A 15,923-nucleotide genomic window follows, 5' to 3' on the forward strand; every position below is an offset into this window, starting at 1 on the left:
CGTGCGAGTAATCGTCGTCGGCGCCGGCGAGGTGGGGACCAACATCGCCGAGAGCATCGCCGCCGACCACGACGTCGTGGTGATCGACAACGATCCCGACCGCGTCGAGGATATCACGTACGATCTGGACGTCCTCGCGCTCGAGGGTGACGGAACCTCGATCGACACGTTAGACGAGGCCGGCATCGAGAAGGCAGAACTGGTCATCGCCAGTACCGACGACGACGAGACGAACGTCGTCATCTGCGGCGCGGCCAAGACCGTCGACGATCCGTTTACGATCGCCCGAGTGAAGCGGACGACCCTGTTAGACACCTGGAACCGCTCTGCGGGTGCCTTCGGTGTCGACGCGATGGTCTGTACGAACCTCTACACCGCCGAGGCGATCGTCCGCATCGCTGGTCTACCCGGCGCCTGCGACGTCGAGCAGTTCGCGGGCGGCGCGGTCCAGATGGCCGAGTTCGAGATCGATGCCGACTCACCGATCACCGGCGAGACCGTCTCGCAGGCCGACCGCTACGAGTCGCTGACGTTCGCCGCTCTCTTTCGCGACGGGGACGTCGTCGTCCCCCACGGCGGCACCGTCATCAGACCCGGCGATGCGGTCGTGGTTATCGGCTCGCCGTCGAGCGTCCGCGGCTTCGCGAGTTCGCTCTCCCCCGAGCCCACGCTCGAGGACGCAGACGAGATTGTCATCGTCGGCGGCAGCCAGATCGGCTACCAGACGGCGCGGCTGTTCGAAAAGGAGGGGCTCTCGCCCCGACTGGTCGAGCAGGACCACGACCGGGCACGGGAGCTGGCAGAGGCCCTCCCGAATACGCTCGTCTTAGAAAGCGACGCGACGGACATCGACTTCCTCGTCCGCGAACACGTCGACGAGTCGGACATCGTCGTCGCCACCCTTGATAGCGACGAGAAGAACCTGCTCGTCTCCCTGCTGGCAAAGCGAATCGGCGTCGACCGAACCGTCGGCATCGTCGAATCCGGCGAGTACGTCGAACTCTTCGAGACCGTCGGCGTCGACGTCGCGATCAACCCTCGGCTGGTCACCGCCGAAGAGATCACCCGGTTTACCCGCGAGAAGCGCACTGAGAACCTCGCGATGCTCGAATCCGACCGAGCGGAGGTCCTCGAGATCGAAGTCGATTCGGACAGTCACCTCCTCGGACGGCCGATCCGCGAGACGATGGCAGAGCTTCCCGAGGGAGTCGTTATCGGCGCGCTCACCCGCGATGGAGCAGTCATCCCGCCGCGCGGCGAAACCGTCGTCGAGTACGGCGACCACGTCGTTGTCTTCGTCGAAACCGAACTCGTCGGCGAGATCGCCGACGCGCTCTGACTGGGCCGTAAACGAAGCTGGGCCCCGCTATCCGCTCCTCACAGCGTGTAGTCCTGCCGCCCGTTTTCCCGTTCGAGAAACGCACAGAGGAGATCGACCGTGGCCGCAATATCGGCTACGTGGGCCATCTCGGTGGTGGTGTGGAGATACCGCGTCGGGACCGAGAGCGCCCCGACCGGGGTAGCACCACCGCCCAGCTGGAAGCCGGCCGTGTCGGTGCCGCCGGCAGGTAGCACCTCGTGCTGGTAGTCGATTTCCGCATCCTCGGCCGTCTCCCGGAGCCGGCGGTGGACCTTCGGGTTCGTCAGGACGCTCGAATCCTTGAGCTTGATCGCCGTTCCCCCACCGAGCTCGGTGACGTGATCACCGTCGTCGGCCTCGGGAACGTCGTTGGCGACGGTGACGTCGAGAGCGATCGCCAGGTCCGGATCGAGGTCGACGCCGAGCGCCCGTGCGCCGCGGAGGCCGACTTCCTCCTGGACGGTCGCACAGAAGTGGATCGTCACGTCCGGCTCGGAGAGCCGCTCGGCCGCCTCGAGCATCGCGAACAGACAGACCCGGTCGTCGAGCGCTTTCCCCGTCACCGTCTGCCCGACCTGACGGGTCGAGCGAGACATCGTGACCAGATCGCCGACGGAGACGCGTGCTCTGGCCTCCTCGACGGGGAGGCCGACGTCGACGTAGCAGTCGGAAACGTCGGGCTCTCCCCGATCGTCCTCGTCGGTCGTGTGAGGCGGCGGCGAGCCGATCACGCCCGGGAGATCGCCGTCTTCGGTGTGGACGGTTACCCGCTGGGCGCGCAGGACGCGGGCGTCCCAGCCGCCCAACGGGTCGATCTCGAGAAAGCCATAGCCGTCGTCGTCGCCCCGGACGTGTCTGACCATGAAGCCGATCTCGTCCATGTGGGCCGCTACGGCGACCTCGTAGTCGGGGTCGGCTCCGTCGAGCGTTCCCACTACGTTCCCCATCGCGTCGGTCTGTACCCTGTCGACGTAGCCTTCGAGGGCGCCGACGACGTGCTCCCGGATGCGGTCTTCGTATCCGGGAACGCCGTCGATCTCGGTGAGCGTCGAGAGCGAGCCGACGTCGATCGAGTTCTCTCCCATACCCCACTCTTTAGATTAATCAGTGATAAACTCGGCTAGAGGAGACCCGGGTTATTCGGTGGGGTCTCTGCCACGGAGCCGCTCTACCGTCGTCGAGAGTGCACTCACGTCGGCGTCTGTGATCGCGTGTGCATCGCCGGGAACCAGGTCGACGCTCACCTCGCCGCCCAGCGCCTCGATCGCCGCCGCACTCGCGGCGACGTGCTCGCGGTCGACGACCGGATCAGCCGCGTGGCCGCCGAACCACACCGGCGTGCCGCCGAGGCCGTCTCGAGCCTGCTGTGACCCGTCAGTGAGTTCGTCGAGACGATCCGTCGGATCGTCGCCCGGAATCGCGCCCGAAAGGACGAAGACGCCGCCGTAGCGCTGTGGCCGGCGCAGGACGTACTCGGCTGCCAGGCAGCCACCCTGGGAGAAGCCAACCAGCACCGTCTGCTCGGGTGGTATTCCCGCCTGCACAGCGTGTTCGAGCGCACCCTCGACCCGCGCGACCGCCTCGGTAAGCTGGGGCTCGTTATCCGAGATGGGCGACCCAGCCGGCCGTGGGAACCAGCTGCTGCGGTCGGCCTCGGGTGCGATGAAGACGACGCCACGACGGTAGACCGGCTCGAGCAGGTTGATTACTCCCTGGGCCGTCGCACCCCGTCCGTGAAGCGCAACGACCGCGACGCGAGCGGCGGCCCGGGGGGCCCCCGAAACGACGATCGAGCCTTCCCCGGTCATCGCCCCACGGGTTCGGTTGGCGCGATGAACTCTGGGTGCTGGCGCTCGACGAGGTCGCGCTGGTGGGCGAACCGCTCCGGGAGGTAGATCGAGTCGCCTGGATCGTGGTCCGCGGCTCGCGCCAGCCCCGGCGCCTCGGTGGCCAGCTCGAAGAGAATTCCCCCCGGCTCCCGGATGTACAACGAGTGAAAGAAGTGCCGATCTTTCACGCGCGACACCTCGGCGTCGCGGTCGCGAAACCGGTCGTGCCACGCGTACAGCGCATCCAAATCCGGAACTCGGAGAGCGACGTGGTGGAGCGTTCCGGGGCCCTCCCTGCCGAATTCCCCTTCCCGGTCGACGACATCGACGACGCGGCCCACGTCAGCGGTGCCACGGTATCGGATGCGGTCGTCCTCCTGGTCGGCGCGGTCGAAGCCAAGTGTCTCGAGGACTGCTGCGGTCGCGTACGGGTTTACCGACTGGAGGGTGACGCCGTCGATTCCACGAATGCGGGTCTCCGCCTCGCCTTCCGCCTCGACGCGCGACGTCTCGACGAGTTCAACCCGCGTTCCGTTCGGGTCAGGAAACGAGAGCACGCGCTCGCCGAACCGATCGCTTCGGCCACCGATGTCGACGCCTCGCCTCTCCAACCGCTCAGTCCAGTCCGGGAGCGATCCCTCGGGAACTGCGAGGGCGACCGCTGTCGGCTGGGGCGGACCCACTCGCCCGGGATCCGTCTCACCGAACGGGAAGAACGTAAGCACCGAGCCCGGTCGGCCGCTCGGATCGCCGTAGTAGAGGTGTGGCGTCAGCACGTCCTCGAAGTTGACGGTGCGGACGAGCCACGAGAGTCCGAGCGTCCCCGCGTAGAAGTCCACGTTTGCCTGGGCGTCGCCTGCGGTCCCGGTGACGTGGTGGATGCCGACCGGAGCCTCGTCTCGATGCATACCCGAAGGGAGGCGCGCCGGACACAAAAGCACGCAGCCGGGACACCGCAACTGCATTTCGCCACCCCAACTGACTACCATCTGCTCGGTGTACGACCGGTATGCGCCTTCGAGCACTGCGGCCGTCGACCCTCTCAGGGCGGAACCTCGCGGTCGCGCTCGGGCTGATCGTCGGCGCCAACCTCCTTGGGTCCGCCCCGAGCGTCTTCGTCGGCAGCGATACCGGCTGGTTCGAGCCGCCGTGGTTCTACCCGCCGGAGATCGCCTTCCCGGTCGTCTGGACGCTGTTGTTTACTCTCCTCGGCGTCGTCGTCTTTCGTCTCTGGCGTCGGGGTCTGGGCCGACGCGATGTCCAGATCGCCCTCGCAGCGTTCGCCGTCCAGTTCGCACTGAACCTCGCCTGGACGCCGGCCTTCTTCGGCCTGCAGCGACCCGGACTGGCACTGGCCGTGATCGTCGCGTTATGGGTTGCAATCGTCGCCACTATCGGCGCCGTCGCCAGGGTCGATCGGGTGGCCGCGGCTCTGCTGGTTCCGTATCTGGTGTGGGTCTCGTTCGCGACGGTGCTCAACTACGCCATCTACGCGACCTGAGCCGATTCGAACACCGGCTACCGATCGGTGCCGGCACGCGGGCGCTCGCTAACGAGGTACTCAGCAACCGTCTCGGGGTATTCCGCGTGAGGAAGCAGCTTCGCCTCGTCGACGACGACCAGGTCGCAGTCGGCGGCGTCGGCGAGATCTCGACCCTCCTGCAGAGGAACGCGCTCGGCTTCACGCCCCCAGACGAGCGTCACCGGAATCTCCAGGCCCGCGAGCGCTGTCGCCAGATCCGTCTCGGGGTCGAGCGCACCCGACGCGAACGATGCTGGTGCGTAGCGAGCGCCGGGTTGGTGGGCGCTGCGCCAGGCGTAGGCCAGTCGCCCGTCGTCGAGAACCGTCGGATCCTCGTAGCCGTCTCGTGCGTAGAAGTACCGCAGCGAGGGCTTGCTCGCGAGCAGGTTGAACAGCGTCGTGCCAACTACCGGCGTCCGAAGCAGCGTCCGCAGTCGCGGCCGATCTGGGCCCGTCTCGTCGGTCGGACAGATCAACACCAATCGTCCGATCGGCGCCTCTCGCGCCGCCTCCGCGGCGAACGCACCGGTCAACGAGGAGGCGATCACGGTCGGTTCAGAGACCAGGTCCGTCGCGACGTCCCGGAGGAACTCCGTGTAGATCCCGGGTGAGTAGACCAGCGGGGGGCGATCCGACCGCCCGAATCCGGGAAGGTCGACCGCAACGACGTGGTGGTCGTCAGCCAGTTTCGCGGCGATCGGTTCGAACTCGTCGCTGCTCGCAGCGGCGTGGATCCCGTGACACAGCAGGACGTCCGGATCGTCCGGATTGCCTGCTTCCGTGTAGGCGACGTCCATGCCGCGCCAGCGGTAGGTTCGCTCGACGCCCGGCAGCGAACTCTCGAGGTTGCCCGCCCGACGCGAGAGCAGTCGGTTGCCAACCACGGCCGTCCCCGCGGCGCCGATCGCCGACGCCACCGCTGTTCGAACGTTCATGGCACTGAATACGCCGCGAAGAACCTTCAACGTGGGGCCAAAGAGCGGTGAGTTCATACTACTACAGACGACGGTCCACGCTCAGTCCGAACCTTGCTGATATAACGCGTCGGTCTCGATCACCGACAGCGGGCGATCGTAGAGGCGGACGTCGGCTAACTCACCGGTGAACCAGTCGTCGTCCCCAGATTTCGAGGCGATTCCGAGCGGAGCGTCGGAGGGCGCCGATTCGGTCACGTCGTCGTTCGACGCCTCCAGCTCGCCGTCGACGTAGATGGTCGACTCGTCGTCCGGGTTGTGACAGTAGACGACGTGGTGCCACTCGCCGTCGTCGATCGCGGTCTCAGCAGCGAAGTCCTCGCCTAGTTCGAAATCGTCGTGGGGATCCAGGCGCGGCTGGGCCGTATCGTCTAAGGTCCCACACCAGAGCGAGGTATCCTTGCCGACCAGTACCGACCAATCACCCGTCCCGTCGGATCGGGCCCAGACCGAAACCGTGTACGCTGGCGGATCGATCTGGTCGGCGTCATCGATCAACACCGTTCCGTCTTCGCCGTCGAACTCCGCAGCGCCGCCAACAGGCGCCTCGAGGCCCGTCTCGACGCCGCCCTGAATCTCGCCGTCGTGGCCGTTCCCGCTGCTGTCCGCGACGGTGTCGCCCTCGACGCTGCCCTCCTCGAACGACCAGTGGCCGGCCAACCCGTCGGTGACCTCACCGTCGAACTCGCGGATCTCGATACCGCTGACTTTCGGATTCTCCTCCGACGACTCGAGTGCGACGACCAGTTCGTTGTCCTCGACCTCGACGACGTGGGTGAACGTCACCGCGGTGTCCGGACCGTAGTCGGCGTAGAGATCGACGTCCGCGAAGAGCGACTCGCCGTTTACTGCGCCGCTGTAGATGCGCTCTTCCTCGCCGACGAACCAGATCTCTGCGGTATGCAGCGTAACCTCGTAAACGCCGTTCTCGATACCGAACGTGTAGGTGAGCTCGTCGTCGCCCCAGTGTTCGGTCCAGTACAGCGAGTCGTACTCGGTCCCCTCGATGTCCGGTTCGGCGCTGAATCCCTCCTCGTCGTTGAGCGGCCGGGACTCGTCGGTCGCGCCCGGGGACTCGTTGGGTTCGGGCGAGATCGAGAGCTGATCGGGCCACCAGATCTCGTCGTCTTCGAGGGGGCGGTTCTCACCCTCGAGTTCGATCGCCTCGGCGACGTCGGGTGCGGGGCCGAACTCGAGGCCGTCGATCTCGACGGTCTCGTCGGTGTGAGCGCCGCCGCAGTCGATCCCGAAGGGGGCGCTCATCGGCGTAAAGACCGAGACTTCGTGACTCACCGAGACGGTCGCCGTCTCGTCTCTCGCGCCGTAGCTCACGTCGGCGGTCAGCTCGTAGGAACCGTCTGCCTCCTCGGGAATCGACAGCTCCCAGCTGACGTCCAGACTCTCCTCGGCGCCGATCTCGTCGAACTCGGTCCCCGATTCGCCGTCGACGGCCCAGTCGTCGGGAACGTCAAGGCTCACATCGCCATCCTCGACCGGCACGGCGTACGGGTTCTCGACCGTCCCCGAGAGAGTGCTCGGCCCCGTGGGTAGTTCGTCGTCGTCGAACGAGAGCAGTGGATCGGGGTCGTCGAGCAGCGCCGCGAGTTCGAGCGTGCCGGACTCTTCGTCGTCCTCGGTCACCACCGCGTAGGTGTACTCGCCGGCGTCGAAATCGCCGGTGTCGAGCTCGAAGGCGATGGATTCGTTCTCCCCCGCTTCGAGCGTGTACTCCTCGTCGGCCTGTCTCTCACCGTCGACCTCGAGTGCGACGGTCTGGGTTCCCTCCTCGTCGCCGGTGTTCGCGACCGTCGCGGAGATGCCGACCGCGTCACCTCGCGTCGCGGTCGCCTCGGTCGGTTCGAAGTCACCCAGCGCGAAGAACGCCGCGTCCGTTTCCTCGTCATCTGCAGGCTCGTCGTCACCGTTCTCGTCCGCCAGACAGCCCGCCAGCACCCCGACGAGGCTGGCCGCGCCGACTCCGCGAAGAAATCGCCGCCGATTGCTTCCCTCACCCGTTCGTGTGCGTCTCTCGTCTGAAGACATGTGCGGGGAGTCATCACACGATCGTATATGCGCTCGGCAGATTCTCACGAAGCGGACAGTCAGCGGCGAACGAACGTTCGTCGCCGCGTCACTCAGTCTGGCCGTCTGGCTCGGTTGCCGCCACCGTCGCCTCCTCCAGGCAGCGCTCGACGGGGGTCAGAACGTCTTCGGCGATCGCGTACGGATTTGTTTCTCCCGTCCTGACCGCCTCGGCGAGGTGGTCGAGGCCGCCAGCCTCGTCCAGGCGTGTCTCGAGAAGGCCGTGGAGATCCTCGCGCAGGAGCGTCCGAATCTCCTCGGCGCGGCGCTCGCGGGCGCGACGCTCACCCCCACCGGACTCGGCGAGGAACGCGCGGTGGTCGGCGAGCGCACCGAGCAGGTCCTCGATTCCCTCACCGGTCGTCGCGACGGTCTCGACGATCGACGGCTGCCAGCCAGCGGCGTCAGTCTCGTGGGTCTGGAGCTGCCCCGGTCCGTGGTGGCCTGCCTCGACTCGTCCGTCAGTTCCGAGGTCGATCATCTCCCGGAGTTCCCGGACCGTCTGGTCGGCGCCCGGCCGGTCGGCCTTGTTGACGACGAGGACGTCCGCGATCTCTAAGATCCCCGCCTTCAGCGTCTGGACGGAGTCGCCGGCCCCCGGCGGGACGAGGACACAGACCGTGTCGGCGGTCCGAACCACGTCGATCTCGTTCTGGCCGGCGCCGACGGTCTCGACGACGATCTTGTCCTTTCCGAACGCGTCCATCGCTGCGACGGCCTCCGCAGTTGCCGTCGAGAGGCCGCCGAGAGTCCCGCGGGCGCTCATCGATCGAACGAAGACGTCCATATCGCCGACCGTCGAGGCCATCCGGATGCGGTCGCCGAGGACGGCGCCGCCGGTAAACGGTGATGAGGGGTCGATGGCGATCACGCCGACGGTCTCACCCTGCTCGCGGTAGGTCTCGGCTAGCTTGTCGACCAGGGTCGACTTTCCCGCACCTGGACTGCCCGTTATGCCGATCACGTCGGCGCTCCCAGTGTGTGCGTAGAGCTGGCCCACGAGATCGCGGTAGCCCGGCGATCGGTCCTCGATCTTCGAGATCGTCCGGGCCAGCGACCGGTGGTCACCGTCGAGGACGCCGTCGACGAGAGCGTCGGTCTCCCTGCCGGTCGATCCAGAAGCGTCGTCCGTCGGTTCGGCGTCGTCTCCCGTCGCCTGAGACCCGTCGTTCATCGATCCGGAACGTTCTCGCGGACGAACTCGATCGTCTCCTCGGTGGAGGTTCCGGGGCCGAAGACGGCCGAGACGCCCGCTTCCATCAGCTCTGGCCGGTCTTCCTCGGGAATGACACCGCCGACGAGGACGAGGGTGTCCTCGGCAGCGCCGTACTCTTCGAGTCCCTCGATGACTTTGGGAACGAGGGTGTCGTGGGCGCCGGAGAGAATCGAGATTCCCAGCACGTCGACGTCCTCCTGGACCGCCGCCTGAACGATCTCCTCGGGCGCCCGATGGAGGCCGGAGTAGACGACCTCGAAGCCGGCGTCCCGGAACGCCCGCGCAATCACGTGGGCACCGCGATCGTGGCCATCAAGGCCGACTTTCGCCACGAGACACCTGATCGACGCACCCGTCTGTTCGCTGCTCATGCCATCACGTACCGTGGCCCGTCGCTTGGGTGTAACGGTCCCGGTGAGACGTCCCTCGTCACAGCGTTGACGTTCCCGTCCCCTCCCATCCCCAACGGTCTCCTTCCGGACTGACGGCGGGCCTGCGGGCCGTTGTTGCCCGAACCAAAGGCTAAAGAGCGAAACTCGCATAGAGTACACCAATGACTATCGTTCGTTTGCTGCGGAGGGATCTCTCGTGGGCGTCGAAATAAAAGAGACCAGGGTGTCCGACGCCGAGTTCGAGGCGATGCAGTCGTTCGTCTTCGAGTATCTCGCGGCCAGCGTCGAGAAAGAAGAGGAAGGGGGGCGGATGCGCTGGTACCCGTGGCACTCCGCGGAGTACCGCCACAACCACATCCTCAACGTCGTCTCACTCGCCGAGGAGATCGCCGAGAAAGAGGGTGCCGACGTCGACGTCACCCGCGTCGCCGCCCTCTTTCACGACGTCGCCAAGCTAGAGGCCGACCAGGAACTCCACGCCGAAGCCGGCGCCCGGATCGCCCGAGAGTACTTGGAATCGCGTGGCGACTACCCCGATTCGTTCATCGACCAGGTGTGTCGCGCCGTCGAACACCACTCCTATCAGGGTACCCTGAGCGACCTCTCGCTCGAGGCGCAGTGTCTGCTCGAAGCCGACCTTCTCGATAAGGTCGGCGCCAACGGCACGGCCCTGATGCTCCTGCGAATGGGCTACGAGGCCCGGACACATCTCGACGCCGACGAGATGATCGACCGCGTGCTCGACCGCGGAATGGACGCCGCCAACCGGGTCGAGAGCGAAACCGCCGAGGGGATCGCCCATCAGCGGCTCAAGCGCGTGAAGTGGTTCCGCGAGTGGCTCGAAGACGAAATCGCCGCCCTCGGCAACTGACAGGGACTGCCAACACCCTCCAGGCCTCCCTCACAGCGATCCGACGCCAAGCCCGAGGAAGACGACGCCAAACACCGCGAGCACCGCGGCGCTCAATCCGGCCACAAGCGGCGCGATCGCGTCAATCCGCCGGCCAGCCCGAACCAGCGCAGCCGGATACGTGACGGCCCAGACGGCGATCCCGGCAAAGAACCCGAGCAACAGGACCGGCGATCCGGTCCGAACGACGAGCTCTGCGTCGGATGCGCCGCCGACAGCCGGCACGTAGGCGGCGACGTCGATCGTGCCCGGTTCTAACAGCGCGATCCCGGCAGTCAGCCAGAAGCCGATCTGGTAGGGATTGGTCAGCGAGAGCGCGAACGTCCGCCGGAAGCCGGTCGAGTCGGTGGAGACGTCCTCCCGAAACGCGGTCGACCTGCGAGCGTCTGCCAGTGCACCCACGGCGAAGTACAGCATCAGGACGCCGCCAACCAGGTAACAGACCGTCCGAATCGACGGATAGTGGTCGACGACAGCGAGTGCCCCGAACGCAGCCAGTACGAAAAAGAGGACGTCAGCACTCATCGCGCCAAGCCCGGCGCGAAATCCTGCAGTCCATCCTCTGAGGACGCTCTCCTCGGCGATGATCGCGTTCATCGGCCCCGGCGGCGCCGCGAGCGCGAGTCCGAAGAGTGCGCCCACGAGGAGGGTGTCGACGGGCGAAAGCACGTCTCAGATTGGGACGGGACCGTGAAAACCCTCTCGAACCCAGTCGACGGTCGACTCAGCCCCGCTTCGGTAAAACAGCTCTTTCAGCTAGAAGTGGTTGTTTATCCCAGCAACTCCTACGGGTAGCTATGCCAAAACCCAGTCGACGCCAACTACTCTCCGGAACGGCCACAGCAGTTCCCGCAGTGCTCGCCGGCTGCGTAACTGAGGCGCGTTCATCGTTCGAAGCCGGAAGCGACGATGGAGATGATGGAAGTGGTGACGACAGCGACTCGCGGTCCGACAGCGAGAACGGCGATACCACCGGTGGCGACGACGATGCGGAAGACGGTACTGGAGAATATCGTCCAACAAACGACTCGGTCGATGCGTGGATCGAGACGGTCGACGCGGACTGTGGTGGCCCAACCGACCACAGGGTTGCCGCCGAACACGACGGGGAGAGCGTCGTCGTCACGGGTGCGCTCACCGCCTCGAATCCGTGTCACGAGGCGATCGTCACCGGAAGCGAGTACGATGACGGAAACCTCCGGCTACAGATCGACGTCAAGTCGACGCTCGAAGACGGAGAGGTCTGTGTGGAGTGTGTTGGGATCATCTCGTATGAAGCGACGGCCAAACTCGCGGACGGCGCCGAACCCGACACAGTGGTCGTCGACCATGCGACCGGCGACGAGCACGTCGTCGAACTGGAGTGAGCGGCCCGTCTTCGTTCGGAGTAGAAGCGGTGGGGATGGGATTTGAACCACGGTCGTTTCGCTCACGTCGTTCGCTTCACTCCCTGATTCAACTCCCATCGTCCGTGCTTTCTCGCTCACGCACTCCTCGCTGTGCTCGTCGTCATTGTTCGCGAGAAAACGGTGGGGATGGGATTTGAACCCATGAGGCTTGTAGGCCAGTTGCTCTCAAGGCAACCGCGTTGGGCCGCTCTGCCACCCCACCTCACGTTATCTTTCCTCGCCCGCTCAAAAAGCGTTGTCGGTCTCCCGGTGTTCGATTTCGCCGTCGGCGCCGACCGAGAGGGCGAGGTCGGCTATCGCAGCCGCAGTCGCGGGCGCGACCTCCCGGCCCGCCGCCGCTCGAGCCTCGATTCCGGCGATGGTCGCGGCCAGACCAGTCGACGTCTCGACGGTCGGAACCGTCGGGGCGAAGCCGACCTGCAGACCGGCGTCTGCGCCACGCTGGGCTAGCGTCGCCAGCGCGGGCGATTCGGAGGCGTCGGTGAAGTCGATCGGTTCGCCGAAGCAGGCTATAGAGACGTTGCCACCGGTCGCCGGTCCCAGGACGACATCGTGGCGACGGAGCGACATCGCCGCGCCGTCGATCTCGGTCCGTGTCACGAGCGCTGCGGTGGGATCGAGGACGGCAACGCTCGAAGCCCCCTCTCGCTCTAGCAGGTGGGTGACGGTGTTCCCCATCCTGGCTGCTCGGGTGGAGCCGACCTGACGTTCGAACCGAACATCGTCGAGATCGCCGAGTGCGTCGCTGGCGAGGTCGCGAACGTCTCCCGCCGGATCGTCGCCTGCGTGCTCGTCCGGAAGCGTCTCGTCGTCGCGATAGTTCACCAGTAGGTCGCCGCCACTTTCGGTTGTGGCTCGAAACACGTCGCTGACTGTCGCCCGATACAGCGTCACAGCCTCTCGGTCGGTAAGCGGCGTCGACTCGACGAGTCGCGTCAGGACGAGCCCGTCTCGGGGTGGGTCGACAGGGACGACGACGATCATGCCATCTCGTGGGTTCCGGCGAGCCTTGAAGCCCGTGCTTCGGAGGGTCAGACTGCGCCGGTACGTATTTATGGCAGTTGTCGAGAGTGTCAGTGTGATCGGAACGTTCGAGAGCGATCGTGACACCGGCGGACGCAGGTGGCCCGGCTCAGAAAGCGTCGACGGGCGCCTCTACGTGCTCCTGGCTGTGGCAACGGTCTTTGGCGCCGGCCACCACGTCGACCACCTGATTCGCGGCAATCACGTGGGGTGGCCCGTGATCCCGGAGGTGACGGTCTTCACCTACACCCTCGCCATCTACCCGCTTCTGGCGATCGGACTCTATCTGACGCTCACAGAACGTGTGGGGGCGGGCTACTGGACGATTCTGCTTGGCGCCATCTTCGTCGCCGTCACTGTCACGCACTTCGGCCCCCTGGCGGTCGAACCGCCGGGGGACGTCGTTGGGCCGTACGAGAGCGCGATCGTCGGCTACGCCGCCCTCGCCTGGCTGGTCGGGTTCGTCGCGTCCCTGTTCGTCGCGACTGCCTACGCCGCACACCGGTGGCGACGAAGTCGGATGCACAGTTCGTAAGAAGACGGACACGCACGGTTCGTGAGGACGAAGACCAGGGTGTCGGATACTGCCAGCAGTCGACGCTACCGTCCCTGTCGCCCCTTCGTCTGGCGGTAGTCGGTCGCCAGCAGCGCGGCAAAGGCTTCGACCCACGCCTGGGTCTGCTCTGCGGTCTGTTCGGCCGGGTGGATCATCGGAACCAGTTCGAAGCCCCGGCCACGGATACGCTCGCCGTGGTGGCTCGTCACGTCGAACTCGTCGGCTGGCGTGGTCGTGTACTCGGTGGCGATTTCGGCCAGGGCACGCTCCCCGATGGGAACGATGATTTCGGGGTTGATCATCCGGATCTCGGCGTTGAGATAGAGCTCGCAGGTGTCGACCTCCTCGTCGGTCGGCGACCGTTCCGGGTCGCGACACCGCGTCAGGTTCGTCAGGAAGGTGTTGACGAGCCGCGGCTGGTCTGCAGGCGAGGTCGCATCACAGAGGCCGAGGCGCTCTAAGATGCGCCGGAGCCCGCCGCTTTCTGCATGTCCGTCGTCGTCCGCGTCCACACCCGTCCCGCCGTCCGAGGCGGCGACGAGCGGAACGCCAACCGTATCTGCAGCCGCACTCGGTGCCTCGCCGACGAAGAGGAAGTCGCCGCCGACATCGCCGTAGCCGTGAACTACCTGCGTGCGGGTCTCACAGAGCGCCGGGCAGTTCCGACACTCCTCGTCCATGCCGAACGGGTTCGATTGCGACCGTTGATTCGCGTCCACGGTCGCTCTCGGGCCCGGGGGATCAAAAACGTCGCGTCAACGGTCGCCGACGGTGTCCCAGCGTAGCGGCGGTAGCAACGATGTGACGGCGTGCGGTAGCGCCGACGATATGCCAGCCGTCGATGGCGCCGCTACACGTGTGGCCGATCAGTCGGTCTGTCTCGTTGGGTCGTGTCCGTGGGCCGATTCGTCGCCGCGATCGCGGGCGCCAGGTTCGGAGGGAGTCGACTCGGGATCGGGAGTCGACTCGCCGGCGATCCCGCGCCGGTGAACGATGCCGGTGTTGTTCGCGACGTTCGCGGCGAGTTCGCGGAACGCGTCGCCTGTCTCACCCTCCGCGAGGACGGTCGGCGTGCCGGCGTCGCCGCCCTCACGAACTGCGGGATCGAGCGGGATCGAGCCGAGAAACGGCATCCGGTGGACGTCTGCGAACGTTCGGCCCCCATCGGCACCGAAGATGTCGTGCTCGCCGCCGCAGTCGGGGCAGGCAAACGACGCCATATTCTCGGCGATTCCGAGGACGACGGTGTCGTGGCGGGCGAACATCTCGAGGCCTTTGCGCGCGTCGTCGAGTGCGACCTCCTGGGGGGTCGTGACGATCACTGCGCCCGTCACGGGCATCGTCTGGAGCATCGTCAGCTGGGTGTCGCCGGTTCCCGGCGGGAGGTCGACGACGAGGTAATCTAGATGGCCCCACTCGACGTCCTCGGTGAGCTGGGTGATGACCTTGTGGACCATCGGCCCACGCCAGATGACGGGGTCGTCCTCGCCGACGAGGAAGGCCATGCTCATCAGCTTCACGCCGAACTTCTCGGGCGGGACGAGCGTCTCGTCTTCGGTCGCCATCGGCGGTTCGTCGGCGTCGACCATCCGGGGCACGTTCGGGCCGTAGATGTCGGCGTCGAACAGGCCGACCCGGGCACCCAGATCTGACAGTCCGGCGGCGATGTTGACCGCGAGCGTCGACTTTCCGACACCACCCTTGCCGGAGGAGACAGCGATGACGTTCTTGACGTTCGGTAACACCTGGTCCTCGGCGCCAGCCGCGTCGCGGTCGGGGATGCTCGCCGAGAGGTCGACGTCGAGCCCCTCGGCATCGAGTACGTCCCGGACCTCACCGGCAAGCGCCGTCTCCGTCGGTGAGTACGGCGCACCGAGCGCGAGGTCGACCGCAACCGAGTCACCGTTGACGGTCACCTCGTTGACCAGTCCCAGCGAGACGATGTCGTCGCCGAGATCGGGGTCCTCGACCGCTTGCAGCGAGTCGAGAACGGCGGATTCGTCCATAGTGGCACTCGTCGCCGGTGTCGAAAAAGGATTGTGTTCGGTTGACCCCTCGGTCTCGTCAGCTCACGGTCGTCTCGGGCAGGCGTCCTACGCGTTGAAGTCGAACCGTGGACCGCCGTACGTCGGCGGGTCGGGATCGAGTTCGACGCCATGCTCGTACCGGACGAAATTGAGGTAGAACGGACGTCCGCAGCCCTCGACGGGGTCGCCCTCGAGGTTCGTGACCGGTCCGTCCTCGCCGCAGACGAATGCGATGCCGTCGGCGGACTCGCGGTCGGAATCGTCCGGTGGGGCGTACTCCCACCCCGGCTGGCGGACTTTCGTGACCGACCGATCCGCCAGATCAGGCGGTCGCTCGAGGCTGACGACGGCGTTGCAGTGGGGACAGGTGTATCGAACGGTGACGGTCATCGGCGGGAGTAAGGGACTCAAGGACGTAAGCTTGCGGCCGAAAATGGCGGGCCGTCGTCGACGCCCGGCAGTCCGTACGGTTGCGTTGTGCCAGCGTGAGTCCGAACCGTTTCTCTGTCAGCGAACCCGGTTCCGTCCACGACCAACTCCAGATCAGAGTTTGACCCCACGAAGTTCGAACCCCTCCACGAGGTATTCACCGGCCGATCCACCACGAGCCTCGGTAGCTCTTC

The 15,923-nt window shown here is 66.1% G+C and carries 17 protein-coding genes, 1 tRNA gene and 1 pseudogene; 5 read left to right on the plus strand and 14 right to left on the minus strand.

Going from position 1 to position 15,923, the window contains the following annotated elements:
* Nucleotide 1: 1 nt before the first annotated feature.
* A complete protein-coding gene (trkA, locus tag OB905_12585; GenBank protein MCU4926806.1) occupies nt 2–1,339 on the plus strand; it encodes a Trk system potassium transporter TrkA in 1,338 nt (445 codons plus the stop codon).
* A 38-nt stretch (nt 1,340–1,377) separates the two neighbouring features.
* Here trkA and OB905_12590 read toward each other — a convergent pair whose 3' ends face one another.
* From OB905_12590 to OB905_12600, 3 genes are read right to left on the minus strand one after another with little or no spacing between them, the layout of a single operon-like run.
* Complete coding sequence (locus OB905_12590; GenBank protein MCU4926807.1) at nt 1,378–2,445, minus strand: M42 family metallopeptidase; 1,068 nt, start codon at nt 2,443–2,445, stop codon at nt 1,378–1,380.
* Nucleotides 2,446–2,496: 51 nt separating this feature from the next.
* Nucleotides 2,497–3,168 (minus strand): alpha/beta fold hydrolase, encoded by a 672-nt coding sequence (locus tag OB905_12595; protein MCU4926808.1) that lies wholly within the window; start codon nt 3,166–3,168, stop codon nt 2,497–2,499.
* A complete protein-coding gene (locus tag OB905_12600) occupies nt 3,165–4,097 on the minus strand; it encodes a VOC family protein (GenBank protein MCU4926809.1) in 933 nt (310 codons plus the stop codon). The genes OB905_12595 and OB905_12600 overlap by 4 nt, the downstream gene beginning before the upstream one ends.
* A gap of 101 nt (nt 4,098–4,198) precedes the next feature.
* Here OB905_12600 and OB905_12605 point away from each other — a divergent pair, with 101 nt between their 5' ends.
* Entirely contained in the window at nt 4,199–4,690 is a 492-nt protein-coding gene (locus OB905_12605) for a tryptophan-rich sensory protein (protein MCU4926810.1), read from the plus strand.
* A gap of 17 nt (nt 4,691–4,707) precedes the next feature.
* On the opposite strand, the gene OB905_12610 is transcribed toward OB905_12605, so the two are convergent.
* From OB905_12610 to OB905_12625, 4 genes are all read right to left on the minus strand, one after another.
* Nucleotides 4,708–5,646, minus strand: coding sequence for an alpha/beta fold hydrolase (locus tag OB905_12610; GenBank protein MCU4926811.1), 939 nt, complete (start codon nt 5,644–5,646; stop codon nt 4,708–4,710).
* Between the two features lie 81 nt (nt 5,647–5,727).
* A complete protein-coding gene (locus OB905_12615) occupies nt 5,728–7,728 on the minus strand; it encodes a malectin domain-containing carbohydrate-binding protein (protein MCU4926812.1) in 2,001 nt (666 codons plus the stop codon).
* A gap of 88 nt (nt 7,729–7,816) precedes the next feature.
* A complete protein-coding gene (meaB, locus tag OB905_12620; protein ID MCU4926813.1) occupies nt 7,817–8,941 on the minus strand; it encodes a methylmalonyl Co-A mutase-associated GTPase MeaB in 1,125 nt (374 codons plus the stop codon).
* Nucleotides 8,938–9,354 carry a cobalamin B12-binding domain-containing protein gene (locus tag OB905_12625; GenBank protein ID MCU4926814.1) on the minus strand — a complete coding sequence of 139 codons (417 nt, stop codon included), beginning with the start codon at nt 9,352–9,354 and terminating at the stop codon, nt 8,938–8,940. The genes meaB and OB905_12625 overlap by 4 nt, the downstream gene beginning before the upstream one ends.
* A gap of 217 nt (nt 9,355–9,571) precedes the next feature.
* On the opposite strand from OB905_12625, the gene OB905_12630 reads away from it, so the two are divergent.
* Nucleotides 9,572–10,246, plus strand: coding sequence for an HD domain-containing protein (locus tag OB905_12630; GenBank protein MCU4926815.1), 675 nt, complete (start codon nt 9,572–9,574; stop codon nt 10,244–10,246).
* A gap of 30 nt (nt 10,247–10,276) precedes the next feature.
* On the opposite strand, the gene OB905_12635 is transcribed toward OB905_12630, so the two are convergent.
* Nucleotides 10,277–10,954, minus strand: a complete 678-nt coding sequence (locus OB905_12635; protein MCU4926816.1) for a LysE family translocator — start codon at nt 10,952–10,954, stop codon at nt 10,277–10,279.
* A gap of 128 nt (nt 10,955–11,082) precedes the next feature.
* On the opposite strand from OB905_12635, the gene OB905_12640 reads away from it, so the two are divergent.
* Nucleotides 11,083–11,652, plus strand: a complete 570-nt coding sequence (locus OB905_12640) for a hypothetical protein (protein MCU4926817.1) — start codon at nt 11,083–11,085, stop codon at nt 11,650–11,652.
* Nucleotides 11,653–11,812: 160 nt separating this feature from the next.
* Here the strand turns inward: OB905_12640 and OB905_12645 are convergent.
* Together OB905_12645 and OB905_12650 are read right to left on the minus strand one after the other, a co-directional pair.
* Nucleotides 11,813–11,896 (minus strand) — tRNA-Ser (locus OB905_12645).
* Nucleotides 11,897–11,919: 23 nt separating this feature from the next.
* Nucleotides 11,920–12,678, minus strand: coding sequence for a hypothetical protein (locus tag OB905_12650; GenBank protein MCU4926818.1), 759 nt, complete (start codon nt 12,676–12,678; stop codon nt 11,920–11,922).
* Between the two features lie 94 nt (nt 12,679–12,772).
* Between OB905_12650 and OB905_12655 the strand changes: the two genes are divergently transcribed.
* Nucleotides 12,773–13,252: a hypothetical protein gene (locus OB905_12655; protein ID MCU4926819.1), complete on the plus strand. Its 480-nt coding sequence runs from the start codon at nt 12,773–12,775 to the stop codon at nt 13,250–13,252.
* Between the two features lie 65 nt (nt 13,253–13,317).
* Here the strand turns inward: OB905_12655 and OB905_12660 are convergent, their stop codons facing one another.
* The 4 genes and pseudogenes from OB905_12660 to OB905_12675 all read right to left on the minus strand — a co-directional run bounded on the left by OB905_12660 (nt 13,318) and on the right by OB905_12675 (nt 15,690).
* Nucleotides 13,318–13,992, minus strand: coding sequence for a uracil-DNA glycosylase (locus OB905_12660; GenBank protein ID MCU4926820.1), 675 nt, complete (start codon nt 13,990–13,992; stop codon nt 13,318–13,320).
* 147 nt (nt 13,993–14,139) lie between these two features.
* Nucleotides 14,140–15,018 carry an Mrp/NBP35 family ATP-binding protein gene (locus tag OB905_12665; GenBank protein ID MCU4926821.1) on the minus strand — a complete coding sequence of 293 codons (879 nt, stop codon included), beginning with the start codon at nt 15,016–15,018 and terminating at the stop codon, nt 14,140–14,142.
* An 81-nt stretch (nt 15,019–15,099) separates the two neighbouring features.
* Nucleotides 15,100–15,279 (minus strand): annotated as a pseudogene (locus OB905_12670) (iron-sulfur cluster assembly protein).
* Nucleotides 15,280–15,366: 87 nt separating this feature from the next.
* On the minus strand, nt 15,367–15,690 hold the full coding sequence (locus OB905_12675) for a hypothetical protein (GenBank protein MCU4926822.1): 324 nt from the start codon (nt 15,688–15,690) through the stop codon (nt 15,367–15,369).
* Nucleotides 15,691–15,923 lie beyond the last annotated feature (233 nt).

The sequence above is a fragment of the Halobacteria archaeon AArc-dxtr1 genome (assembly GCA_025517425.1).
Taxonomy (GTDB): domain Archaea; phylum Halobacteriota; class Halobacteria; order Halobacteriales; family Natrialbaceae; genus Halostagnicola.